Genomic DNA, 25,905 nt, shown 5'->3' on the forward strand with positions numbered 1-25,905 from the left:
TGTAAGTTTAGCGGATTGCTTCCTTATGAGTAGGTTACTCCTGAATGATCAAACAACATCTTATTTTATCTGATACACTCGGGCTTCATACGGACGGAAAGTCATCGTATCCAGTGTTTCATGAGCCTCTTGCACCTGATAGTTGCTTAATCGCAATTCCGCCTGCTTCCCTAGTAAATTTTCAGGGAACTCGAAATCGGCAGTACCATCCAATAAGTTTGTTAAAATAACATACTGTTGCTCACCTAACGTACGCACGTAAGCATAAATTTGCTCATGTTCTTCTAAGATAAGTTCATAGCTACCGTATATGAGTGTCTCATTTCCACGGCGCAGCTCGATCAACTTCTTATAATAATGGTAGATGGAATCGGGATTCTCCAGTTCGGCTTCTACATTGATTTCCTTCACATTTGGATTTACTTTCATCCATGGTGTTCCCGTTGTAAATCCGCCGTTTTCCTTACTATTCCATTGCATCGGTGTTCGGGAGTTGTCCCGGCCGCTCTTCCAGATGATTTTCATCACCTCTTCATGACTTTTACCGGCTACCCGTTCTTCTTTATAAAGTGTTTTAATTGCAACATCATTATAATCATCAATGGAATCAAACTTGACGTTCGTCATTCCAATCTCTTGCCCTTGATAAATAAACGGTGTTCCTTGCATTAAAAAGTACATGGTTGCAAAGCTTTTTGCCGATTTTTCCCGCAAGTCCGTATCATTTCCCCATGTGGAAACAGAACGAGGCTGATCATGATTTTCTAAGAACAGAGCATTCCAGCCGATACCATCCAGACCTTTTTGCCATTTGCTGAGCGCTTTTTTAAGACCTTGCATATCGAGTCCGCCTGTTGCACTCTTGCCCCAAAGGTCCAAATGTTCAAATTGGAAAATCATATTGAAAAAGCCATTCTCCTCGCCGACCCATGCATCCGCTTGTTGAATTTTGACTCCGTTCGCTTCTCCGACGGTCATAATATCATATTTATCAAATGTTTCTTTTCTTAGTTCCTCCAGGAAAACTTCAATTCCAGGTCGGTTCATATGTCCCTCATACGAAGGAACATATTTTTGATTGTCGGGGTTCGGCATATCCGGAAAACCGGGAACTTTTTTAATATGTGAAATTGCATCGACTCGGAAACCATCGATTCCTTTGTCCAACCACCAATTCACCATTTTATACAAATCGTGGCGAACTTCCGGGTTTTCCCAGTTGAGGTCTGGTTGTTTACTGGCGAATACATGCATGTAATATTCCCCTGTCTTCTCATCGTATTCCCAGACGGACCCTCCAAAGATAGATTCCCAATTATTCGGGGCTTTGCCGTCTATCCCAGGATGCCAAATATAATAATCCCGGTATGGATTGTCCCTTGAAGAACGGGATTCAATGAACCATTCATGCTTATCCGATGTATGGTTAATGACGAGGTCCATAATCAATTTCATACCACGGGCATGTACCTCTTCCAGTAATTCATCAAAATCTTCCATCGTTCCGTATTCGGCTGAAATTCCCTGGTAATCGCTAATATCGTAACCATTATCAATGTTCGGAGATGGATAGATTGGGGAGATCCAAATGACATCAATCCCTAAATCCTGTAAATAATCCAATTTCGAGATGATACCTTGGATATCCCCGACGCCATCTCCATTTGAATCCATAAAACTTCGCGGATAAATTTGATAGGCTACCGCTTCCTTCCACCACTGGCTAGTCATACTTATTTCCTCCTTTAGCTGAACGGTTTGATATAGAACATCAGCTAATTCTTTTCCTGTAAAGCAAGATTATGCCCACCAGATATTAGCGGGGGCCTCTTCCATATTGATAGCTTTCAAGTTTCGAACTGCTGCGCGAAAGCCTTCATCAATAGACATGATTGGATCTTCATGTTCAATGCTCATGACATAATCATAGCCATACGTCCTTAATGCACTAACTATGTTAGACCATTCTTGGATACTATGACCGTACCCAACTGAACGGAAACTCCATGCACGCGTCTGGACATCTGCATATGGCTGCATGTCTGTCAGTCCATACATGTTTACATTATCTTGATCAATAAATGTGTCTTTCGCGTGGAAATGATGAATCGCATTTTCCTTACCTAATATTTTAATCGCTGCAACCGGGTCGATGCCTTGCCACCATAAATGACTTGGGTCCAGATTAGCACCAATTGCCTCGTTCGTTGCATCTCGCAGTTTCAGTAATGTATAAGGTGTATGAACGAGAAAGCCTGCATGAAGTTCCAATCCAACTTTCACCCCATGATCTTTTGCAAATTGAGCTTGCTCTTTCCAATAAGGAATCAATTTTTTCTCCCATTGCCAATTTAAAATATCAGTGTACTCGGTTGGCCATGGTGTCACAGGCCAGTTAGGGTATTTGGAATCTTCATGTGATCCTGGTGTACCGGAAAACGTGTTGACGACTGGTACATCCAGCATTTGCGCAAGTTTCACGGTTTTCACGAACATATCATGGGATTTTTTTGCATGTTCTTTATTTGGGGAAACCGGGTTATCATGGCAGCTGAATGCACTGATCGTTAAGCCCCTTGAATGGACTTTATCGATAAATTCCTTCCGTTTATCCTCATTAGCGAGTAATTCATCCACATCACAATGAGCAGTGCCAGGATTCCCACCAGTACCAATTTCAACTGCTTGCAATCCAGCTTCCTTTACATGATCCAACATTTGTTCAAAAGGTTTTTCATTAAATAATACTGTAAATACGCCTAATTTCATGGATACCGCCTCCAGTTAATTTAATGTTATACTTGATTTGTTTTCACTACTTTTGTAAATCGCTTCAATTATTTTAGTAACAGTTCTGGCTTGCTCGGGTTTGTTCACTAATTCCGCTTCCCCAAGACAGCTTTCAATAAAGTTTTTGGCCTGAAGAAATCCTGCTTTTGCTTGATCATCTTCTACTTTTGCTGTGGTTGTTAGGTATGCTCCGTGTTTCGGCTGATAGAATTCAATTGGAAATACATTCAATCCGCCATTCGAACCGGATATGCTTACATTTGTCGTATCTTCTTTTATATTTGCTGCCCAAGAGCATTCAAATAACATAGAGGCACCATTCTCAAATCGGATATAGGAAGATACATGGTCATCCACATCAAAAGATTCATGATCAAAGTTGCCCCAGTCGTTGAGCTGATTTGGCGTTTTGCTTAATCTGTTATACGTTGTTCCTGTTACTTCTACTGCGTTGGGTTCATCTAATAGCCAAAGTGCTGCATCCAAAAAGTGACAACCCCAATCTATCAGACTTCCTCCGCCTTGTAATTGTTTATTCGTAAATACACCCCAGCCCGGAACTTTCCGGCACCTTAATGCCTGGACCCTTGCTACAAGCGGGTCCCCAACCTCTTTCATCGTTTGTTTTGCCAGCTGAACAGATTCTATGAACCGATAATGATACGCAATGCTTAAACACTTATCCGCTTTCTTTGCTGCTTTGATCATTAAATCGCACTCTTCGGCCGTGATGGCCATCGGTTTTTCACATAAAACATGGACTCCTGCTTCTAATGCCGCGATAGAGATTTCTGCATGGAATTTATTCGGTGTGCAAATTGTCACCGCATCAACGGTGGCGAATAGTTCTTCATAATCGGAAAACACGTAAGGGATATTAAACTTTTCCGCTACTTCTTTTGCTTTTGTAATTTTAAGATCTTGTATTGCGGTAATTTCCACTTTGTCTGATAATGCCTGGTAGGCCGGGATATGACGATCTTGCGCTATCCCACCTACTCCGATGATTCCCATTTTCAATTTCCGCATCCATTTCACTTCTCCAAACTGATAATTCGTTTCGTTTCCACTGATTCCAATGCACCTAGAATCACTTGCAATGATTTCTTACCTTCCTCGCCATCAATTAATGGATTTGTATCATGAAGAATGGATTCGATGAAATGATCGATTGTATGTGAGGTTGTTTGACCTCCATCTTCATTCGATTGAATGCCATCCAACTCATACTTCACTACCTCTCCATTATTGTATTGCACAATAAGGGAGTATTCGGGATCATCCTCAAGCCTTAACGTTGCCTTTTCCCCATAAAGAATCGTTGAATTATCTTCTTTTGCGGTATATGCCCAGCTTGCTGCAAGTGTACCGACGATGCCGCTTGTTGATTTTAAAATTAACGTTGCATTATCATCGACATTGATATTTTCTTTCGCATTCGTTTCGACAAAAGCTCCAACCTCTACGAATTCCTCACCTAACAGATAACGCAGTAAATCCGCTTTATGTACACCAAGGTCACCCATTGCTCCGATAAAGGCCTGATCTTTTTTGAAGAACCAACTGTCCGCTCCGTCTGCACTCCAGCCTTCTGGGCCACCATGTCCAAAACTCGTACGGAAACTATAAATTTTTCCAATTTCACCTTGTTCGATTAATTTCCTTGCTTTTTGATGAGAAGAAACGAAGCGTTGATTATGGCCGATCATGAGTTTCTTATTATTCCTCTCGGCTGCTTCAATCATCTGTTCAGCTTCTTCACGGGAAGTTGCCATCGGTTTTTCACATAAGACATGAGCGCCTGCATTTAGGGCAGCGATACTTACTGGTGCATGTAAATAGTTAGGGAGACAGACGCTCACTGCATCGATATTTTCTGATTCCAGCAATGCTTCATAACTTGTATATGCCTTAGCATGATATTTTTCAGCAGTTTCTTTTACTCTTGCTTCATTAATGTCACTCACAGCGACAATCTCCACATGTGGGTTATTGTTGTATTCGATTAAGTGGCGGTGTTTTGCAATACTTCCACAGCCAATGACGGCAACACGAATTTTTGTCATAGGACGATTCCTCCTTCGATTATTTCTCGGCTATTTGTCTAGTGAATCCGCATTTCCATGCGCAGGGGGCCAGTCAATCTTCCATATTCACTCAGACTTATATTCACTTACGGATTCACGGTAAATTACTTTGTGTGGAATGATGATCCGTTTTGCCGGTTCTGATTTATTTACTGTCTTTTCTATTAATGCTTTAGCTGATTGTGCGCCTATTTCATAGATTTGTATATCAATCGTTGTTAATGCAGGACGTGTAATTTCTGATAAATATACATTATTGAAGCTTACTAACGAAATATCCTTTGGAACATGCAATCCCGAATCTTCAAGCATGCTTAAAACACCTAAGCTGATTAAATCATCACTAATTACAATCGCTGTCGGAGGCGTCTCGAGCGCTAATAAACTCTCTACTGCTTCCCGCCCTCCTGATTTCAGAAATTCGGTATGAATCTGATACGCTTCTTTATTTTCTAGTCCAGCTTCATCCAGTGCTGCTTTATAGCCTTCCTCACGGTCAACTGTTACGAATAAATCCCTTGCCCCACCAATAAAAGCGATTTTTTCATGCCCTTGTTCAATAAGATGTTCGGTAATTTCTTTCCCTGCTGAAAAGTTATCATTATCGACATGGGTTGTTTCGCTGATGTTCTCATAGGGCTTTCCAACGATAACAAACGGAAATTCACTTTCCCTAAGGAACTGCGTAACAGGATCATTCATCCGGGAATAAAGTAAGATCATACCGTCGACATAACTGCCATAAACCATACGTTCAACTTCCGCAAGTATTTCTTCCTCTGTTTGTCCGCTGGAAAGCATCATTGTATATTGTTCCTTATGTGTAACAGATCCAATTCCCCGTAATACTTCTGGGAAAAATGGGTTTTGCAATGCTTTGTCAGCAGATGATGGCAAGATAACACCGATTGACTTTGTTGATTTGGCAACTAAGTTTCGTGCATGAATATTCGGATGATAACCTAGCTTTTTCATTGCTTTTCGTACTTTTTTCTTTGTATCAGGACTAATTCTCGGATTATCGGCAATTACCCTAGAAACTGTAGAGGGTGATACACCTGTTACCTTTGCTATGTCTTTAATTGTTACCATTTTCCATTTCACCCCGCTTCTTTAATCGACTGACTTCCCATACTGGGTCTTTATTTTCTGTAGTTGTTTCCTTTCAACGTACTCATCACTGAAGTGAGTATGATAAAACACAGCGAGCAAGATAAAGATTAGAGCCGTTGACTGTGTCATAATAATGACAATAACATCGAATCCTAACAATCCCATAATCATTGCGATTAAAGTTGCTAATCCAAGTGTGTTTACAATTAGATTGACAGATTCTTTATATGTCCCTATTGATGAGGATTGACCTCTCTTCGTTAAATAGATGAAGAATGAAGCACCTATTACAAAAAAGAGCAGGCTTGCAAAGGCGATATTAAAAACAGCAAAGATTAAGCCACCTACAACGATTGCTTTATTCTGGGTAAACCATTGATTAGAAATCGCTGCTTGCAGTTCTTTTTCATTGGTTACTCCAGACAAATTGAAATCCCGAGTATATTTAATGTTTGCAATTGGCTGCCCCGCTTCTTTGATTGTTATGCCTTCCTTTTGGAAGAGGACTGCATTTTCCATTTCCAGCGCTTGCTCCATTTTCTCATCTGATAAATTTCCGCCGATCACGCCAGTTTCTTTCTCTTGATAGAAAGTAGGAGCATGCTCCATTTCTCCTTGAGAGAAAGTTGCATTTTCTAATGAGGTCACGGTTGTGTCATCAATAAGTGCAAACGCATTCGGATACGTTTCATCAATTTCGTAAGTATCCATTTTCGCAAAATCCAGCGACACTGGGATCAAAATCAAACCATTTAAAAAGAAAAACACAATAATGATTTGCAACCAGTTTAATTGATGTCTCCCCGTAAACATGTCGGTAGGCCTGAATATACTTTTAAAGTAATTTAATGGGAATATATCTGTTTTCATCTATACTCACTTCATTTCTATGATTTAAATCGATTATCCTTTTGTTCCGCCTGCAGTTAAACCGGAAACAAAATTCTTTTGTAACATAAAGAATAAGATACTAATCGGTATCGCAATTAAGATTGCCCCTGCAGAGAAGAGTGCTACTTTCTGTTCTTGCGGATTACTAATAAATGTATGTAATCCAATTGCTACAGTGTAATTTTCAGGTGACCGCAATAGGAATTTAGCTAACATGTATTCGCCAAACGGTGTCATAAATGCCCATAATGCTTGAACAGCAATCATCGGTTTTGCCATTGGCAGCACGATTTGTGCGAATATCCTGAAGTGACCAGCACCATCCAGCTTTGCCGATTCATCCAAATCGTATGGTATCGTATCAAAATACCCCTTCATGAGCCATGTATTCATCGGAATACCTCCACCAATGTAAAGGAACATCAAGAACCAACTTTGGTCGAGTGCACCTAACAGCAATGCCATAACGTAGAAAGCAACTAAAGTAGCAGTCGTTGGTATCATCTGTACGAGTAAGAAAAACATCAAGCTTTTCTTACGGCCAATAAAACGGTAACGGCTAAATGTATAACCGGCCAATGTAATAAGTATCACCTGGACAATCATCGTGACAAATGCAATGACCAACGTATTAATATACCATTCGCCATAGAGTGTTTCTGTAAATAATCTCCTGAAGTTATCCAATGTCCATGTCGCATCGAAACTGAGATCAAAGGCGGAGATGTTACCGGCTTTAAACGCGGAGCTTGCTGTTATCAACAAAGGATACAATATAATCACGGATAGGAGTAGTAAAAATGCATACGTGAAAAACTTTGTAAAGAATCGGGAAGATTTTTGTGATCGGAATAAATTACTCATCGTTAATCCTCCATTTCAAATGCTTTTGTCTTTTTAAATACAATCAACGCAATAGTAATGACAAATATCGAAATAAATAATGTTACTGCTGCTGCAATTGAATATTGTGGTGATGTTCCAGTTGTAAGCTTAAATATCCATGATATTAAGATATCCGTTGAACCCGCACCTGCTCCGATACTTCCTGGTCCGCCTTCATTAAAGAGGTAAATCATGTTGAAGTTGTTCAGATTAAAGGTATATTGCGTAATAAACACTGGCGCTGCAATCATTAATATCGTTGGAAGGGTTATATGACGAAAGCGCTGGATTGGACCAGCCCCATCAATTTTTGCTGATTCATATTGTTCTTCTGGAATAGATTGCAAGATTCCCGATACCAGCACATAAATATAAGGGAATCCTAACCAACCTTGAACTAATATAATTGCTATCTTAGTAAAAAAGGGGTCCGTCTTCCATGGTAAAGCTCCCAAATCTATAAAAGGAACAAGCGAATTGATAAACGGAATGACCTGTGAATTTATTGCTCCCAAGCTATCATTAAACATGTTTGAGAAACTCATAATAGTAATGAATGCAGGTACAGCCCACGGGAGTAAGAAAATAATTCCAAATAACCGTTTAAACTTAATAAACTTCTGGTTTAACACAACTGCCGTAAATATACCGATCGCTATTTGTAATGAAGTGGCACCTAGTGTCCAAATTATCGTCCAACCAAGTACAGCTATAAATGTATCACGATACGAGCTGAGGAAGAACATATTGATAAAGTTTTCAAACCCAACCCAATCAATTAAACTAGCTGGAGGTATATGATAAAAGTCATAGTTTGTAAATGAGATAAAGATCGTAACTAAAACCGGGAAGATAATTGCAAAAATCATAACTAGGTAAGCGGGTATTGTAAATAGATAAGGAAAACCATTATGATACACATTCTTCAAAATATCCTTCGCCGTTTTATTTATTTTCTTTTCCTCAACGATTTGTATTGCAACTTTCCTCGCATCATAAATATTAATGGCATAAAATAAGAAAAATATAACTGTCAAAAGTAGTTGCAAGGATCCCTCTATGAGCAAGAATAAAGAATGATCCTCACCTGGTGTTAACCCTAACGTAACCATACCAGTAAACGCAGCAAAACCAAACACAATCATTTCATAAATAAACAAAGCGAATACTACTAGAAAGGCAATGCCTTTAAATGTTTGTTTGTTATAAAACTGACCTATTCCTGGAATGACTGAGAGCCATGTCGCTGTTCTTACCCTCTTCTTCGCGTCCTTTGTACGTTCCACAACAGTGTCACTCCCTTTTTCCAAATGCCCGGCAGAGCCTAATTGGGCCCTGCCGTTACATTGTTTTCCTTATTGATATTTTTGTTCGATATTTTCTTGAATGACTTTTACTGCATCATTCGCTGATTCTTCCGGTGTTTTATTACCAGAAGCAGCATCGAACATTAATGTTTCTGCACCTTTCCAAACTTCAGCCATTTCAGGTATATTCGGCATTGGAACAGAAGTGTTATATTGTTCAATTACCGCGCTTGTTAACTCGTTATCTCCTTGGCTGACTTCTTCTTTTGTGAAATTGTTAGCAGGGATTTCTGCTCGCATATCATATAGTATTTTTTGATTTTCTTCGTTTGTTACATAAGTCAACCATTCTTCTGCCAGCTCTTTATCTTCTGCATAATTACTGATGATCCATGCTTTCCCGCCGGCAAATGGTTGGTAAGCTTCACCATTTGAAAGAGTTGGTATAGCAGATACGCCGTAATTTAGACCTGCTTCATTATAAGTCGCAGCTTGCCAAGGTCCACCGATAATAGCTGCAGTGTTTCCACCCGTGAATTGGGCATCAATGAAATCTCCTGCAGAGGTGGCATCCATCATTCCTTGTGGCCATACATCCTGGAACCATTTTGTCGCATACGCAATTCCTTCAATTGCGCCTGGATCATTCAAGCCAACGTCTGTCGGGTCTGTTCCGTCTTGTCCAAACACATAACCACCATGTCCTGCAAGGAGTCCATATGTGCTATAGAAGTCCAACCAATTTGCTAAGAATACAGTACTCTTACCACTTTCAGAAGCAAATGCAAAACGCTCATCATCTATTAGAGCTTCCAATTCCTCAAAAGTTTCCGGTGCCGCGTCTAGTAAATCTTTATTATAATAAAGGACTAATGCTTCAATAACGAATGGAGCTCCGTAAATTTTCTCTTCAAATGTCACTTGCTTTTCGTCTGTTTCATCATATCTTCCATCTTCAGGGAACGTATATTCCGCTAAATGTCCTTGTTGGCCTAAGTTTCCAACACGGTCATAAGGAGCAATCATAACGTCCGGTGCAAGTCCAGCTGGACCATCTAATGGCAACGCCTCCAACGTGTCGAACATGTCTTTTTCTGAAACCTTAATGGTGACACCATGTTCTTCTTCAAATGCAGGGGCAATTTCCTCTATAAAGCCGATATAATCATCCTCCACCCCAACTTCTAATGTTGCGGATCCTGTACTTTCTCCTCCATCCGTTGAATTGGATGAATCAGCTTTGTCTTCTTTGCCACCACTACAAGCTGCTAAAAACAGAATTGCAACCATAATCATACTTAATGTAAACTTTTTCCAATTCCTTATATTCATTTTACAACCCCTCTTTCACGTTTTGTCGATTAATTCAATCTTTTGCCCCCGAAAGACTACTAAAACGCTTTCTTAAATTACCAAAAAATGATTTTGTTTTAAGTATTATATCTCCTTTCCAATATCGTAGTTTTGAAGATTGCGAAATCGTTTGCACAACCTCTATTAATATATTATACTAAACTCAAGATTTGCGCAAACGATTTCATTAAATATTTTTAGTTTTATATATAAATAGGATAATTCAAATACTATTTTCCCTCGCGTTTTAAGGAGAAAAAGAGACTATCAATTTAGTGTCAAATCTACCTTTATTATTGACAGCCTAATCCGCTTACATTACATTAAATGGAGAACAACTTAAGGGCAATGCTTTGTACAAATGACAACAACCCCGATTTCTAACATTACGGAAATCGGGGTTTCTATTTCAGAAAGGAGAAAATTAAATGCTAAAAGAAGCAATCTACCACCGTCCAAAGAATAACTTCGCATACGCTTATGATAAGGACACATTACATATCGTACTGCAAACGAAAAAGAATGATATGGAGTCTGTTGCACTTCTGTTTGGAGATCCGTATGACTGGAAAGATGAGGTATGGCAAACGCAAACGGTTGAAATGATTAAGTCAGGATCGACCGCCTTATATGATTATTGGTTTATCGCAGTAAAACCTGAGTTCTACCGGATGCGCTATGGATTTCGTTGCATGGATTCTAGTGAAACATGCTATTACACGGAGAGTGGTATTTATTCTGATCCTCCAGCAGATATTTCAAATTACTTCTGCTTCCCGTACTTGAATCAAATCGATGTCTTCCAAGCACCAGACTGGGTTAAGGACACTGTTTGGTATCAAATTTTTCCAGAACGGTTTGGAAACGGGGACCCATCATTAAATCCGAAGGGAACTTTACCATGGGGGTCAGCTGCACCGACTGCTACAAACTTCTTTGGCGGTGATTTTCAAGGCGTTATCGATCACTTGGATTATCTTGTTGATTTAGGAATTAATGGTATCTATTTCACGCCTATTTTTAAAGCGTATTCCAATCATAAATATGACACGATTGATTACATGGAAATTGATCCGCAATTTGGGGATAAGGAAACTTTCCGCCGTCTCGTGCGGGAATGTCATCAGCGGGGAATTCGTGTCATGCTTGATGCGGTATTTAATCATAGCGGCTATTATTTCCCTCCATTTCAAGATGTACTGGATAAACAAGAGAAATCAGCTTATACGGAGTGGTTCCACCTTCGAGAATTCCCTGTAAAACCAGAGCCAGTACCAAATTATCATGCGTTTGGCTTTGCTGGATCCATGCCGAAGCTCAATACGGAAAATCAGGAAGTGAAAGCCTACTTACTAAAAGTTGCCCGCTACTGGATCGAGGAATTTGATATCGACGGGTGGCGTTTAGATGTCGCGAATGAAGTCGATCATCAGTTTTGGAGAGATTTTAGAAAAGAAGTGAAAGCAGTGAAACCGGACGCTTATATATTAGGAGAAATTTGGCATGATTCAATGCCTTGGCTTGGCGGCGACCAATTCGATGCTGTCATGAATTATCCGTTTACAAATAGTGCAATCGATTTCTTTGCAAAAAATGAGCGATCTCCTGAAGACTTTACGAATTCCATTACCAATGTATTGCATATGTATCCAGCGAATGTGAATGAAGTTGCATTTAATTTGCTTGATAGCCACGACACACCGCGGATTTTGACATTAGCAGATGGCGAGATGGATCGTGTGAAACTTCTATATCTCTTTCAACTTTCTTTCATTGGTACACCTTGTATCTATTATGGGGATGAAATTGGGATGGAAGGCGGTCAAGATCCGGGTTGCCGCGCATGTATGGTATGGGACGAAACGAAGCAGAATCGAGAGTTGTTTACGTATGTTAAAAATCTGATTGCAATGCGAAAAACAATTCCTGCTTTTGGAAATGATGGTACGTTCCAAATCGTTATGTACGATAATGAAACAAATACATTGGTCTATCAAAAGCAAGCAGATAACCGGCGTATCCTTTTTGTAATAAATAATAGTACGGAGGAACAGACGTTAGGTTTACCAGATTTTCCTGAAAAATATTGTAGCGAACTAGTAGTTGGAACTAGTATAGATACAGTCTATTCACGAAAGCCGATTCAACTGACAGCGTCAGATAAGATAAAAGTCTCTACTTTAGGATTTCGCATTTTTGAGTATAGTAATGAATAGATTCACTTTCTAAATATATACCTAAGGACAGTTCTTGTTAAAAAATCACAAGAACTGTCCTGTCATCAAAGATCACGGACATAAAGAGAAACAAAAAAAAGATACCCCCGCATGGAGATACCTTTATAAAAACGAACTATGCTTCTTTTTCCTGCAAAATAGGGACAGGATTATTTTCTACTTTTTTCTCTGGTTTCATATTAAAAATAATGTTTAAAACAATAGCAGTTACACTTCCTGCAACAATACCATTACTCGTTAAAATTTGTAAGCTTGCCGGTAAAACAGAGAATAATTCTGGAACAACAGTTACTCCAAAACCCATTCCCACCGAACACGCGATAATCATAGAGTTCTCAGACGAATCCCCCATTACTTTTCCAAGCATTTTAATCCCTTGTGAAATAACCATACCAAACATAGCAAGCATAGCGCCACCTAATACGGATGTTGGGACGATGGTTGTTAAGGCTGCAATTTTAGGAACCAACCCTAATACAATTAAAATAATACCTGCAACCAAGATAACTTTACGTTTTTTCACGCCTGTCAATTGAACCAATCCTACGTTTTGCGAGAATGCTGTATATTGAAATCCATTAAATACTCCACCTAAAAACACAGCAAGACCTTCTGCACGATAACCCTTTGCTAAATCTTTTTCGGTTAACTTTTTGTCTGTTATATCACTTAGTGCAAAATAAACACCTGTGGATTCTACTAATGATACCATTGCAACAAGACACATCGTAATGATTGCTGAGACTTCAAAAGTAGGCATCCCGAAATAGAAAGGATGGGGCATATGCAAATAAGACGCATCTGCAACCGCACTAAAATCGACTTTCCCCATAAAACCAGCAACGATTGTACCGATGACTAAGCCAATTAAAATGGAAATAGAACGAATAAATCCTTTTGCAAAACGATACATAAGGATGATAAAAGCCAACGTACCAAAACCTAATAAAAGATTAATAGAAGAACCGAAATCACTTGCACCTTGACCGCCAGCCAAGTTATTAATAGCAACTGGAATTAAAGTGAGACCAATAATTGTGACAACACTACCTGTTACAATTGGTGGAAAAAATCGAACAAGTTTCCCAAAAACGGTACTAATAAGAATAATGAATAATCCGGAACAAATAATAGCACCGTAAATAGCAGAAATGCCAAATTCTCCACCAATAGCTATTATTGGACCTACAGCTGTAAAGGTACACCCAAGTACAACCGGCAATCCAATTCCAAAGAAACGATTACTCACTACTTGTAGCAGAGTTGCGACACCACACATAAATATATCAATAGCAACTAAATAGGTTAACTGTTCCGTTGTTAGACCGAGTGCACCACCGATAATAAGCGGTACTAAGATGGCACCAGCATACATAGCTAAAACATGCTGAAGACCTAAGGCAGTTGTTTTCATTTTATAGTTCCTCCTTGAAGGTTACTTTTCCATCAGCCAACGAGTCAATAATAGCTAATGACTCTACACGGATGCCTCGTTCTTCTAACAACGCTCTACCGGTTTGGAATCCTTTTTCAATAACAATTCCTATACCAACTAATGTCGCTCCTGACTGTTCGACGATATCAGTAAGTCCTAGAGCTGCTTGTCCATTCGCTAAAAAGTCATCAATGACCAGAACATTATCCTCTTTTGAAATGTATTGTTCGGAAACGGATATCTCGTTCGATTCCTTTTTTGTAAAAGAATATACTTCCGCTGAATATAAGCCATCAATTAAAGTTAAAGATTTACGTTTTCTCGCAAAAACCGTTTTTACACCAAGTTCTAGAGCCGTCATTACAGAAGGAGCAATACCAGAAGACTCTAATGTTAATACTTTCGTGATTCCAGCGTCTTTAAAACGTTGGGCAAACTCCTGTCCAATTTGTTGCATTAATACAGGATCAATTTGATGATTTAAAAATGAATCCACTTTTAGCACGGATTCCGATAATACATTTCCCTCTTCTAAGATTTTATGCTTTAAGGCCTTCATATAAATCTCCTTCCAAATTTTAAATAAAAAAAGCTTAAGAAATACTCCTTACTATGAAGAAGCATATTCTCAAGCTTAAAAGTTTGAAATTAGAGTAATCCCTTAGAAATGTGATTACTCTCTGCTTTTTCATAGTCGGTTTATTTACGGTAAACCGGTAGAAACTCGCAAGCCATATTCTCGCTATTATATGAAAAATGTATTTAGTTTTCAAATTTATTTCCAGTATAACACGGATTTTCCGAATTACAACCCATAAAACGAAGTGAAATGTTTCTAAAAAATTGTGTTTTAGTATGAAAGGGGATACAGTTCCATTTTAAAGTATGGATTTTAATGTAGATAGTAAAAGGCCAGTATTCAACATGAATACTGACCTTCGATTTTCACTATGTAGTACAGCCACATTTGCCGTATTTGTTATAATAAAAAGTTTTAAACCACCACTTCACCAAGTGGGTGTTCGCAGAAATCTTCCTGCCTTCCGTTACATGACGGCCCGGCATTTGGATTCCGATGTAAAACTCCCTATTATCTTATTAGAGGTTAAAACTTTAATTAAATACGCACAATGTAGCTTGTAACTATATATTACACGTTCCTATCATAAATGGCAATAGTAAATTTTTCCTAACCATTTTTGACCTATGCAGAATTTACACAAACAAAATCTCAAAAACTTCTGTTAATTGCTGAACTCTTTCGTCATTTTGTACATTCTTCGCGTAGTTCAATTCATTTTCCAGTACATTATCTAAGTATGCAACTTCTGATTCTTCTAGATCATCTACGAATTCCTTTTCACTTTTATAGTGGTTCTGTTCTATTTTCTTTATAATATGTTGACAAACTTCATTTTCACTATAATTGGATAATGACTCCCGCAGATATCTTAGTGTGTTATCTATGATCATTCACCTCTTACTTAGATCTTCGTATTTTTCTTTTTTGCCCGCTGCTCTAATTGTGATTTTGGCTGTTGATCAGCAACATCTTCTGTTAAACCTTGAGGATTCACACTTGAATTGACTCTTTTGTTTCTCGATTTCTTATCCGTCATGATTAACACCTCCAATCATAGTGTTTCTAAAATTTTTCATTATATCCTAATTAATACGAAAAAGAGCGAAACAATATTGTTTCGCTCCTGCCAACTATTCTATAGCAATGTCCTCATACGTTTTTCGTAATGAACGTTTTAGTATTTTTCCACTTGGATTTTTCGGCAGTTCATTCGTAATGACGATATATTTAGGTATTTTAAATTTGGATAATTTTTGTTTACAATAAGCTAATATTTCATCTTTTGATAAAGATTTTCCGTCTTTTGGTACAACAATAGCAGTGACCGCTTCAATCCAGAATGCATCTGGAACTCCAATAACCGCAACTTCTGATACTCCATCTAACTGGTAAATAAGTTCTTCTACCTCTCTACTTGAAACATTGACACCGCCAGTATTGATCATATCCTTTTTTCGATCAACTATTGTAATATATCCATCTTCGTCCATAACACCTAAATCCCCGCTATGAAACCACCCATTTCGAAATGCTTCTGCCGTTTTTTCAGGATTATGCAAATATCCTTTCATTGCATGTGGAGTTCGATGGACAATTTCTCCTATTTCACCAGTAGCTACCTCTTGGTCATTTTCATCTACTATTTTAGTTTGACAGTTTAAAACTGCTTTTCCAGCTGAACCGAGTTTTTTTAATTGGTCTTCAGGTCTTAGGACAGTAACTAAAGGCGCTACTTCCGTTTGACCATAACAATTCCAAAGTTGCATGTTAGGAAGCCGCTCACTTAACTCCTTAATCACTTCTCGTGGCATAATGGCCGCTCCATAATACCCTTTTCTTAAAGAAGATAAATCAAACATTTCAAAATCCGGATGACGCAATAATCCAATCCAAACAGTCGGTGGACAGAATAGGGATGTTACCTTCTTCTCTTCAATGGTTTTGAGAATCGCTTCAGGAGTTGCCGAACCAAGAATAACACCACTTGCCCCCATATAAACACTCGGTCCTAAAAAGACATGGAGTTGTGCGCTGTGATATAGTGGCAAGGCATGAATCACCACATCATTCGTTTCCATTTTTGCATCTATTACCGTGCTCATATACTCGCTGATAATACTTTTGTGCGTTAACATAACACCCTTTGGTTTCGATTCCGTTCCACTCGTATACAAAACGTGAGCAAGATCGTCGTCATCGATATCCGCTTCAATTGTTTCTGTCGGCTTACCTTCTCTTGCTACAGACAACATATTTTGGATAACGGTCTTTCGTACGTTCCAATAAATCACCGAGTGTATTTCTTCTTGCACGCCTTACCATTTTATCTAATTCAGCTTGTGTATGAACGGTCATCCCATCACTCCTTAAAGAAAATTAGATGCATCTATTTTAAAGAATTTTCTATCTATTATTTTAATTCAGTAATGTACTTTAATCAATTAACTACTACACTTTTTTTCATCTCAACGTCTAGTGGGGGGTTCCATAATGATAGAATATTTCTCGAGTGCACGGGAAATATACCATTTATAGGTAGTAAGAGTAAAAAATCCTTTCCTTACTGCACCCAACGTTATAGGTCTGGCTAATGCCAAATCTTTTCTGAATTGGAGGTTTTTGTGATGGGTCAAATTATTTCATGGATTCTATTTATAGCCCCCTGGTTTTTATTACTCCCTTTAGATTCACAACGCGTAAAGCGTTTTATGCCAGTAGGTCTATTTGTGGCTGTATTATATACAGTTATTTTCCAAATCGCTGAAGTATGGAATTGGTGGGATGTACACGAGGAAAACAATATTTTCTTTCTTACCAACATTTCATCTTTCGTATATGGTTTTTTGATTGTAATAACCATTTATATGTTTTATTTTACGTACTCGAATTTTTGGCTATTCCTAATTGCGAACTGGATTATCGATTTTCATTCAAGCTCTTATTATAAGTCCTTTTATCTTTCAGAAGGTTGGGCTGTATACGATGAACAATATGTCTAATTTCGGACTCTTTGTTATGATTGCTATTACCGTACCTGTCGTTTACTTATATCAAAGATGGCAAGATTCCGCGCTTAGACAGTCGGACAATAACGATAGGTAAAAGCTATTTTTTCCAAGGACATTCTAGCCTAAAATGCTATGAAGCACGACTATCTTGTTGTGCTTCATAGCATTTCCATCTTATTCTTCTTTCCTAGCTTTAAAAAATACTTTTCCATTTATCTTTTTTCTGTCTACCCTTTTTATATTTTCTAAATAAATCAACCTTGTAAAAGTCGCCATGAATGCACTTAAGTCAATGATAATGTTCATCGTACCATAGATCTCTTCACATACTTGTTTAACAGTTTTATATTCATCTTTTACAGCAGCATGTACTTCTTCAAGACGCATCATATGTCTCTCTTGCAATTCCGTTACACGTTTTTTAAATTCATAAATCGGTTCTCCATGTCCTGTCAAAGCAATTTTAGGAGAATAACCTTTGATAACTTCCAACGACTGGAAATAGTCTTGTAATGGATTCCCTTCTTCTTCAGCAGTCCATACACCAACTACCGGGGAAACATCTTTTAATACATGGTCTCCAACAATGAGAACGTTCTTTTCTTTATTGTAGAAACAAAAATGATCATATGCGTGACCCGGAGTCCATATGGTTTCATATAAATCGTCACCTAGTTTAATTTTTTGGTGATTTTCAAACGTTTCATCTGGTTGAAAAGCAAAAATCCTCTTATTTTCAAAATAAAAATTAGGTAGATTAGGTCCATCATACTTTTTGATATATGCTCTTACTTGTTCTAAATCTTGATTTAATGCTTTCTCCATTTCTTTCATACTTATTTTTGGTATAGCAACAGGAACGCCAACTGTCTCTTGGAACCAACGAGCTAGTCCAACATGATCTTCGTGTGTATGAGTTATAACTACCTTTTCTATCTTGATACCTGTATCTAATACGTCTTTCCATATTTCAACAGCTTCATCTAAATTAGCACCTGTATCAATTACGGTATAACCATTTTCTCCTTCAATTAAATAACTATTGACATCTCCCATCCCCATCGGAAATGTTACGATTAATCTTTGTATTCCTTCAGTAATCTCTGTTAACATAATTCTTCCTTCTTTCTTTAAATTGCTATTTCCTTTTTCCATTCGGTAAATTCATCCATTATTTTTTTATTAATTTCAAATCCAATTCCTGGTTTTATCGGAACTTCAATCATACCTTGTTCCACAACTACTTCCGGTGTAATAATATCTTTTTCCCAATAATTTTGCGAACCAGCAGTATCTCCTGGGAGAACAAATTGTGGCAAAGTGGTTAATGCTATATTGTGAGCCCTACCTATTCCCGCTTCAAGCATTCCACCACACCAAACTTCCATCTGATGTTCTTGGCAAAAGTCATGAATCCTTTTAGCCTCTGTTAGCCCGCCAACTCGTCCTATTTTAATATTGATTATTTTACAGCTTCCTAATTCAAATGCTTTTCTAACATCTTCCAAAGAATGAATACTTTCATCTAAACAAATCGGGGTATCCATTTCCTTTTGCAATTTAGCATGTTCAACAATATCATCATGTGCCAAAGGTTGTTCTATCATCATAAGATTTAATTCATCTATTTTTTTCAAATGATTAATATCCTCTAAACTGTAGGCAGAATTTGCATCTGCCATAATTGCTGTATCCGGAAAATGGGAGCGCACTTCCCTTAATACTTCAATATCTGCCCCCGGTTTAATTTTTAATTTTATTCGCTTATACCCTATTTGAAGTGCATCCTCTATTTTCTCAATTAAATCTTTGATAGTTGGCTGAATCCCAATACTTATTCCTACTTCTATTTTCTTCTTATCTCCACCAAGTGCTTTGCTTAATGAAACATTTTCTCGTTTAGCATATAAGTCCCAAATCGCACCTTCTATAGCTGCCTTAGCCATATTATTTCTTCTTATCGGCTGAAACACCTTAGAAACATCGTTTGGGTGGGTCAACCTACTTCTCTTCAAAATAGGAATCAAAAAATCCTCTAACATATGTTGTGTTGTTTTTACCGTCTCTTCCGTATACCAAGGCTCTGAAAACGCGACCGATTCCCCGTATCCACAGTTTCCTTCCCCATCATAAACTTCTATTACAAAAAACTCCTTATCTTGAGTCGTTCCAAAACTCGTTATAAATGGATTTTTCAGTCGCATGTTTAATTTTCTTAGGACTATTTTCTTTAATGGTATTGTCATTATGATGTCCTCCCGGAACATATTCTTTACCTTATTATAGAATAGAACCCTTAGAGTTCTCCAGTTATTGCCCACTTATCAGGTACATCCAAATATGTTACTATGAAATATAGATTGATAATTTAAGAGTTTAGGGGTGAAAAAATGGTTAAAAAAATGAACGTGGAAAGTTTCAACCTCGATCATACTAAAGTTCAAGCACCATACATTCGCTTAGCAGGTATTACAGAAGGTGCAAATGGAGATATTATTCATAAATATGACCTTCGTTTTAAACAACCTAATAAAGCACATATGGAAATGCCTGCTTTACATTCATTAGAGCATTTAATGGCCGAATTAATTAGAAACCACCACAGTACGATTGTGGATTTAAGCCCAATGGGATGTCAAACTGGTTTCTACCTCACCGTTTTAAATGACGATAATTACGATGGCATTTTAGATACAATCGAAAAAACATTAGAAGATGTTTTGAAAGCAGAAGAAGTTCCGGCATGTAATGAGGTACAATGTGGCTGGGCTGCTAGCCACAGCTTAGAAGGCGCGAAGGAATTAGCTCGTGAAATGCTAGCAAAACGAAATGAATGGAAAGACGTATTTGGAGAGTAATTAAATCCATTAAATCCTTTATAGCTTAATAACACACCTCAAAAGTTGAGTGAAATCAAACTTTTGAGGTGTTTTTTTAAATCTAATTCAAGCTTTATTTGGGCCAAACACCCGCTTTTCAACAGAAGATTCTTTCCCTTCCAACCGCTTCTCCAATGTTTGCCGCCAATTGGATGCCAAAAATTCGCAGGAAGCAAGATCCTTCGCAAGTTGTAAGTCATCTTTTCTTTCATACATCACTTCATTACATTTTGAAATGGTCCATTCTGGATAAGGCCGTTCTAACAGAATAAGATTTTGTTTTTCTTGAACAAACCCCTCTTTTAAAACCCGAAAATACCATCCCGTTCTCCCCGTATTCTGGATTCGTAAAGCAAAATCTATGATCTTAAAGCGACGCGCTGGTTTCCAACAAGGTCTACGCGGTTGAGATACCTGAATAATTGCATCACCGAATTGATAAGTATCTCCTATACAAACCGTTTCCTCATCCAAATAATTAACTGCGATATTTTCACCCATTGCCCCAATCCCAATATGTATATCAAGCTCCAATTTCCATGTATCATAATGTTTTGTTGAATAAGCGAAAACAGCTTTTTCCGATCCTCCATGATTTTTCTTATCTGCAACTTCATCTCCTGCTAACCCACTATTACTAAGCCATTTCTTATCGTGAACAGTGTCCTTAAATATACCACTCTCCCACTCACGCTCCATCGGATTTTTAGCTTCGGGTTTTCCAATTTGCTTAACTTTTCCTACTAACAAATTTTGAACATAAGGATTATTCATAACAATCACCTCCTAGTACAATTAAAAAACTTGGCATTCGCTGCGAAACTTTGCGAATGCCTTAATGCAAAAGCTATGACCCGTTCTCATCACGTTTATTTGGCAATCTTCCTGCCTTTTTTGCTTGTTCACGCAATAAATACTCGATGTGACTGTTTACACTTCGAAATTCATCATTTGCCCATGATTCAATAACTTTATATAGCGTTGGATCAATTCGTAAAGGAAAATTCTTCTTTTTAGCCATAATAGCCCTACTTTATTGGTATAGTGATCCAGTATTGATTACTGGTTGTGCGCCATTATCGGAAACGATAGAAACAAGTAAATTGTTTATCATAGCTACTTTACGTTCTTCATCTAAATCGACAATTCCTTCTTTTTCTAATCTTTGAATCGCATCTTCTGCCATTCCTACTGCCCCATCTACAATTTGCTTACGTGCAGCAATGATGGCACTTGCTTGTTGACGCTGGAGCATCGCTTGCGCAATTTCTGTAGAGTAGGCCAAGTGCGTTAGCCTTGCTTCGATGACTTCTACACCTGCAACTTTTAATCTTTCTTGTAATTCAACTAATAATTCCTGTGATACTTCGTCCGCGTTACCACGTAGGGAAAGATCATTGTTTTCATACGAATCATAAGGGTATTTCGTTGCAACCGTTCTGATTGCTGTTTCACTTTGAATCTCTACAAATTTTTCATATTGATCCACATCGAATACAGCCTTTGCTGCATCAACCACTTTGAATACGATAACAGCCGCAATTTCAATCGGATTCCCGTTAACGTCATTTACTTTCAATCTATTACTGTTAAAATTCCTAACGCGAAGTGAAATCGTTCTTCTAACCGTAAATGGGATGGTAAGCGCAATTCCCTCTTGCCTAATGGTTCCCATATATTTCCCCAAAAACATAACTACGACCGATTGATTTGGTTGTACCAATGTAATTCCAGAGGCTAGTGTGATGGCAAGAACTATTAAAATCCCACCAATTACAAATCGCTGTTCCAAAATACTAAATACTGCTCCAGCCAAAAGTATAGCAATAATCAAAATTCCTAAAAAGCCATTTAATCTCCATGCTTGTTTCTCACGAAGTCCATCCATGATATCAATCCTTTCATTTCACTTTCATATTATTATGATATCATATTTAGGATTATTCTGTCAATTTGAACTATGTCTCTTGGAATAATAAATATTCACCGGTTGAAGATGCTTTTATATTAAACCTGTCCCCATTATACGAGGATCGGGATTAAATTACCTACTAAGTTTAAACAAACAACCATTTTTATGAAGAAAGTGACCCATATTTGATTTTAGCCTTTCCAAATGTTTATCTTTTTTCATACCTTGTTGATAACCAATTGTTGAACAGTATTAAAATCTTTCTTTATTGTCCGTTGATCATTCACTATTTCGTTTTCAAAACACTTGTCATATTGTTAGTTAGGAATGTTAAAGAATTTGAGAAACTAATAGGAGGTGAATAAATATGCCATTTTATCCCCCAAATCCAGGAAGAAGACCGTTTTACCCTCCTAATCCAAGGAGGAGACCATTTTACCCTCCAACCCCGGGAAGGAGACCATTCCCTCCAGGCAACATACAAAGAAATTGGCGAGCTAATCGAATAGAACGACAGCCACATCCTTTTTTAAATCCAACCCAAGGTCAACAAGCACCAACTTCTGGACTACAAGGATTACAAACGGTGATGGGACACGTGGGAAACGTTACAAATGGAATTAATATGCTGAGACAAATGGGATCATTAATGAAGTTTTTTTAATTAATTTTAGTTAGGAAGCTGTTTTAAAGGGAAAACCTTAAATAACAGCTTCTTTTCCTATTTGAGCGCTATTCGGAAACCACGTTATATCACTTAAACTATTGTGGGTGTAGGTTTCACAGCTAAACCTTAGAATGTAGTAGTTGATCTTCTTCATCCATAAAATCCAATTTCTAGTATTCTTCTATAAATACGAAAACGCCACAGCTAGAAACACAGTGATAAGAGTAAATTTTATAAGATAACAAAAGCCACCACAATCGTGATGGCCTTTCTACTTATTTTCTTATTTGTCCGTTACCATTTATAAAAAATTTACTGGATGTTAAAGCAGGTAATCCCATTGGTCCTCTTGCATGAAGTTTTTGTGTACTGATGCCAATTTCAGCTCCATAACCGAATTCAAATCCATCCGTAAATCTAGTAGAAGCATTGTGATACACAGCAGCGGCATCTACACCATTTTGGAAAATCTGTGCGTTTTTGTCATCTTCGGTAATAATAGCTTCCGAATGTCTTGTACCGTATTGATTAATATGTGCAACAGCAGCCGTTACATGATCAACTAATTTTACACTGATTGTTAATCCTAAATACTCTGTAGCCCAATCTTCTTCCGTAGCGGCTTTCGCTTCTGGGAACGCTTCGCATACAGCCTCATCCCCATAAATTTCCACTTGATTCTCTTTCAACAGGTTTAACAGGTTAACACCATTTTTCTCAAACCAGGCTGGATGAATAAGAAGAGTTTCAATCGCATTACAAACAGAAGGTCGTTGTAACTTGGCATTTAAAACAATTTCCTCAGTCATTGATTTCTTAGCGGATTCGTCAATAAAGATATGACAATTTCCCGCACCTGTTTCAATTACTGGAACAGTTGATTCTCGTACTACTGTATCAATTAAGTTCTTCCCACCTCTTGGGATTAGAACATCCAAATATTCATTCAGACGGAAAAGTTCCTTAGCTGTTTCTCTGCTTGTATCTTCTATTAACTGAACAGCACCTACTGGAACAGAACTTTTTTCTAATGCTTTATGAACGGATTTCATTAATGCAATGTTTGAGTACTTGGCAGAAGAGCTACCTCTTAATATAACTGCATTACCCGTTTTTAATGTTAGTGCTGCTGCATCAATGGTGACATTCGGTCTCGCTTCATAAATCATCCCTACCACCCCGATAGGAACTCTTTTTCTTTCAATATATAAGCCATTTTCCTTTTCTATCGTTTCTAACGTTTCACCGATCGGATCTTTTAAGTCAATAACTTGTCTCATTCCTTCAGCCATTCCTTCGATTCGAGCCTTATCAAGAAAAATTCTATCTAAAACAGCTTCAGTAAGTCCCTTTTGTCTACCATCTTGTATATCTTTCTTATTTTCCTCTAAGATCACATCTTTATCTGCAACGATTTGCTCAGCAACTAAGGCTAATGCCTCATTTTTATCCTCTGTTGTTAATGTTGTCATTTGATAACTTGCTTCTTGTGCTTTTTTCCCCTTAAATTGTACTTCACTCATTCGATTACCTCCCCAATCTTTTTCACCACAACCCACTGATCGCGATGTATCACCTCAATTGCCGGAATTCGAGTAGCTCCTTCTTCTCTACGTAATTCTATACTTTTATTTAATTCACTAGAAGAACATTTCACTTGTCCTTTTCCAAGGAGACCGTTCTTGCTTAGAACTTCAACGACGTCCCCTTCTTCAAATAAACCTTGAACTTTAAACACACCGGGAGACAATAAACTACTGCCATGATAGAGGATCGCCTCTTCTGCTCCTTGGTCAACATACACTTTACCAGATGATTCTGAATGTAAACCAATCCATTGTTTATTTGTATTTACCCAAGTTAATTTCTTATTACTTATATAAGTTCCATTTCCTTTACCACTTAATACGTTAAGTAATTTATTTTTCCCTTCTCCCTGACCGATGAAAACAGGAACGCCTAAGGAAAGAGCGGTTCTTGCAGCGAGTAATTTTGATTTCATTCCTCCAGTACCAACTTTGGAACCATTTGAATCTACTGCATGAAACATCTCATCATCTACCGTATCTAAATAATCAAATTTTTTCGCATCTGGATTCGTCCTTGGATTTCCATCATAGATTCCATTTATATCTGTTAATATAATCAAGCGATCTGCATGAACGAAACCACTGACTAAGGCTGATAGCATATCATTATCACCAAAAGTTAACTCATCAATGGATACCGTATCATTCTCATTAATAATCGGCAAAATACCTCGATCCAATAGCTCACTTAATGTAGCGAATGCATTTCGATATCGCTCCCTATTCGAAAAGTCCGAACGGGTTAGTAAAATTAAAGCGGCAGTTACATCATATTCATGAAACTTATCCAAATAGGTCTGAATAAGCAAACTTTGTCCAACAGCGGCTGCAGCTTGTTTCCCTTTTATGGTTACTGGACGCGAAGAATAACCTAATCTTTTAAAACCCGCTGCTACGGCACCAGATGAAACCAAAACGACTTCATGGTTATTCTCTCTTAATGCAGCTATCGCATGTACATGGTCTTCTAATTTCTTATGATCAATTTCCCCTTGTTCATTCGTTAATGAACTACTTCCGATTTTAACCACAATTCGTTCCTTTGCCATTTATCTCTGCTCCTGTTTTATAATGATAATTTATAAGATTCAAGTTGCAAGTCCAATTAAATAAAAAAAGCCCAATCATCCTTCATGTTTAAAAGGACGAAAGAGCTCTGCTTCCGCGGT

At 37.8% G+C, this 25,905-nt stretch carries 25 protein-coding genes, 1 other RNA gene, 1 pseudogene and 1 riboswitch; of the genes and pseudogenes, 4 read left to right on the plus strand and 23 right to left on the minus strand.

What is annotated here, in order from left to right:
* Positions 1–60: 60 nt before the first annotated feature.
* The 9 genes from KM885_RS06460 to KM885_RS06500 form a co-directional block, all read right to left on the minus strand.
* Positions 61–1,731 carry a glycoside hydrolase family 13 protein gene (locus tag KM885_RS06460; RefSeq protein ID WP_047185232.1) on the minus strand — a complete coding sequence of 557 codons (1,671 nt, stop codon included), beginning with the start codon at positions 1,729–1,731 and terminating at the stop codon, positions 61–63.
* A gap of 69 nt (positions 1,732–1,800) precedes the next feature.
* Positions 1,801–2,769, minus strand: coding sequence for a sugar phosphate isomerase/epimerase family protein (locus KM885_RS06465; protein WP_047185231.1), 969 nt, complete (start codon positions 2,767–2,769; stop codon positions 1,801–1,803).
* Positions 2,770–2,784: 15 nt separating this feature from the next.
* Positions 2,785–3,819 carry a Gfo/Idh/MocA family protein gene (locus KM885_RS06470; RefSeq protein WP_047185230.1) on the minus strand — a complete coding sequence of 345 codons (1,035 nt, stop codon included), beginning with the start codon at positions 3,817–3,819 and terminating at the stop codon, positions 2,785–2,787.
* Between the two features lie 5 nt (positions 3,820–3,824).
* A complete protein-coding gene (locus KM885_RS06475) occupies positions 3,825–4,856 on the minus strand; it encodes a Gfo/Idh/MocA family protein (RefSeq protein WP_060667512.1) in 1,032 nt (343 codons plus the stop codon).
* A gap of 87 nt (positions 4,857–4,943) precedes the next feature.
* Positions 4,944–5,969 (minus strand): LacI family DNA-binding transcriptional regulator, encoded by a 1,026-nt coding sequence (locus KM885_RS06480; protein WP_060667513.1) that lies wholly within the window; start codon positions 5,967–5,969, stop codon positions 4,944–4,946.
* A gap of 21 nt (positions 5,970–5,990) precedes the next feature.
* Positions 5,991–6,860: a DUF1189 family protein gene (locus KM885_RS06485; protein ID WP_060667514.1), complete on the minus strand. Its 870-nt coding sequence runs from the start codon at positions 6,858–6,860 to the stop codon at positions 5,991–5,993.
* A 33-nt stretch (positions 6,861–6,893) separates the two neighbouring features.
* Positions 6,894–7,745 (minus strand): sugar ABC transporter permease, encoded by an 852-nt coding sequence (locus KM885_RS06490; protein WP_047185226.1) that lies wholly within the window; start codon positions 7,743–7,745, stop codon positions 6,894–6,896.
* Positions 7,746–7,747: 2 nt separating this feature from the next.
* Positions 7,748–9,052, minus strand: coding sequence for a carbohydrate ABC transporter permease (locus tag KM885_RS06495; protein WP_060667515.1), 1,305 nt, complete (start codon positions 9,050–9,052; stop codon positions 7,748–7,750).
* 69 nt (positions 9,053–9,121) lie between these two features.
* Entirely contained in the window at positions 9,122–10,399 is a 1,278-nt protein-coding gene (locus KM885_RS06500; RefSeq protein WP_216883703.1) for an extracellular solute-binding protein, read from the minus strand.
* Between the two features lie 455 nt (positions 10,400–10,854).
* Here KM885_RS06500 and KM885_RS06505 point away from each other — a divergent pair, with 455 nt between their 5' ends.
* A complete protein-coding gene (locus tag KM885_RS06505) occupies positions 10,855–12,642 on the plus strand; it encodes a glycoside hydrolase family 13 protein (protein WP_068675612.1) in 1,788 nt (595 codons plus the stop codon).
* 136 nt (positions 12,643–12,778) lie between these two features.
* Here KM885_RS06505 and KM885_RS06510 read toward each other — a convergent pair whose 3' ends face one another.
* From KM885_RS06510 to KM885_RS18070, 7 genes and pseudogenes are all read right to left on the minus strand, one after another.
* Complete coding sequence (locus KM885_RS06510; RefSeq protein ID WP_216883697.1) at positions 12,779–14,077, minus strand: nucleobase:cation symporter-2 family protein; 1,299 nt, start codon at positions 14,075–14,077, stop codon at positions 12,779–12,781.
* Between the two features lies 1 nt (position 14,078).
* Positions 14,079–14,657: a xanthine phosphoribosyltransferase gene (locus KM885_RS06515; protein WP_047185221.1), complete on the minus strand. Its 579-nt coding sequence runs from the start codon at positions 14,655–14,657 to the stop codon at positions 14,079–14,081.
* Positions 14,658–14,769: 112 nt separating this feature from the next.
* Positions 14,770–14,871, minus strand: a riboswitch (purine riboswitch).
* 181 nt (positions 14,872–15,052) lie between these two features.
* A non-coding RNA gene (gene ssrS, locus KM885_RS06520) (6S RNA) lies at positions 15,053–15,240 on the minus strand.
* A 73-nt stretch (positions 15,241–15,313) separates the two neighbouring features.
* On the minus strand, positions 15,314–15,565 hold the full coding sequence (locus KM885_RS06525) for a sigma-G-dependent sporulation-specific acid-soluble spore protein CsgA (protein ID WP_047185324.1): 252 nt from the start codon (positions 15,563–15,565) through the stop codon (positions 15,314–15,316).
* Positions 15,566–15,582: 17 nt separating this feature from the next.
* Positions 15,583–15,717, minus strand: coding sequence for a small, acid-soluble spore protein L (gene sspL / locus KM885_RS06530; protein WP_068675606.1), 135 nt, complete (start codon positions 15,715–15,717; stop codon positions 15,583–15,585).
* Between the two features lie 94 nt (positions 15,718–15,811).
* Positions 15,812–16,891 (minus strand): annotated as a pseudogene (locus KM885_RS06535) (AMP-binding protein); the annotation flags it as partial.
* 16 nt (positions 16,892–16,907) lie between these two features.
* Entirely contained in the window at positions 16,908–17,036 is a 129-nt protein-coding gene (locus KM885_RS18070; RefSeq protein WP_257457562.1) for a hypothetical protein, read from the minus strand.
* Between the two features lie 269 nt (positions 17,037–17,305).
* Between KM885_RS18070 and KM885_RS06540 the strand changes: the two genes are divergently transcribed.
* The gene (locus KM885_RS06540; protein ID WP_244986929.1) at positions 17,306–17,680 is read left to right on the plus strand and encodes a hypothetical protein; all 375 of its coding nucleotides are present in this window, start codon (positions 17,306–17,308) and stop codon (positions 17,678–17,680) included.
* Between the two features lie 183 nt (positions 17,681–17,863).
* Here the strand turns inward: KM885_RS06540 and KM885_RS06545 are convergent, their stop codons facing one another.
* Complete coding sequence (locus KM885_RS06545) at positions 17,864–18,844, minus strand: MBL fold metallo-hydrolase (RefSeq protein ID WP_052771715.1); 981 nt, start codon at positions 18,842–18,844, stop codon at positions 17,864–17,866.
* Positions 18,820–19,935: an o-succinylbenzoate synthase gene (gene menC, locus KM885_RS06550; protein ID WP_216883698.1), complete on the minus strand. Its 1,116-nt coding sequence runs from the start codon at positions 19,933–19,935 to the stop codon at positions 18,820–18,822. Before menC ends, KM885_RS06545 begins: the two co-directional genes overlap by 25 nt.
* A 144-nt stretch (positions 19,936–20,079) precedes the next feature.
* Between menC and KM885_RS06555 the strand changes: the two genes are divergently transcribed.
* Positions 20,080–20,547, plus strand: a complete 468-nt coding sequence (locus tag KM885_RS06555; protein ID WP_047185220.1) for an S-ribosylhomocysteine lyase — start codon at positions 20,080–20,082, stop codon at positions 20,545–20,547.
* Between the two features lie 87 nt (positions 20,548–20,634).
* Here KM885_RS06555 and KM885_RS06560 read toward each other — a convergent pair whose 3' ends face one another.
* From KM885_RS06560 to KM885_RS06570, 3 genes are all read right to left on the minus strand, one after another.
* Positions 20,635–21,342 carry an MOSC domain-containing protein gene (locus KM885_RS06560; RefSeq protein ID WP_047185219.1) on the minus strand — a complete coding sequence of 236 codons (708 nt, stop codon included), beginning with the start codon at positions 21,340–21,342 and terminating at the stop codon, positions 20,635–20,637.
* Between the two features lie 73 nt (positions 21,343–21,415).
* Positions 21,416–21,589 carry a type II toxin-antitoxin system antitoxin gene (locus KM885_RS06565; protein WP_047185218.1) on the minus strand — a complete coding sequence of 58 codons (174 nt, stop codon included), beginning with the start codon at positions 21,587–21,589 and terminating at the stop codon, positions 21,416–21,418.
* Positions 21,590–21,601: 12 nt separating this feature from the next.
* On the minus strand, positions 21,602–22,456 hold the full coding sequence (locus tag KM885_RS06570; RefSeq protein WP_047185217.1) for an SPFH domain-containing protein: 855 nt from the start codon (positions 22,454–22,456) through the stop codon (positions 21,602–21,604).
* 391 nt (positions 22,457–22,847) lie between these two features.
* Here KM885_RS06570 and KM885_RS06575 point away from each other — a divergent pair, with 391 nt between their 5' ends.
* Positions 22,848–23,144 (plus strand): hypothetical protein, encoded by a 297-nt coding sequence (locus tag KM885_RS06575; RefSeq protein WP_216883699.1) that lies wholly within the window; start codon positions 22,848–22,850, stop codon positions 23,142–23,144.
* Between the two features lie 278 nt (positions 23,145–23,422).
* On the opposite strand, the gene KM885_RS06580 is transcribed toward KM885_RS06575, so the two are convergent.
* The gene (locus tag KM885_RS06580; protein ID WP_047185216.1) at positions 23,423–24,670 is read right to left on the minus strand and encodes a glutamate-5-semialdehyde dehydrogenase; all 1,248 of its coding nucleotides are present in this window, start codon (positions 24,668–24,670) and stop codon (positions 23,423–23,425) included.
* Positions 24,667–25,785 carry a glutamate 5-kinase gene (proB, locus tag KM885_RS06585; protein WP_060667517.1) on the minus strand — a complete coding sequence of 373 codons (1,119 nt, stop codon included), beginning with the start codon at positions 25,783–25,785 and terminating at the stop codon, positions 24,667–24,669. Before proB ends, KM885_RS06580 begins: the two co-directional genes overlap by 4 nt.
* Positions 25,786–25,905: the final 120 nt, after the last annotated feature.

It is taken from the genome of Oceanobacillus caeni (genome assembly GCF_019037185.1).
Classification (GTDB): domain Bacteria; phylum Bacillota; class Bacilli; order Bacillales; family Amphibacillaceae; genus Oceanobacillus; species Oceanobacillus caeni.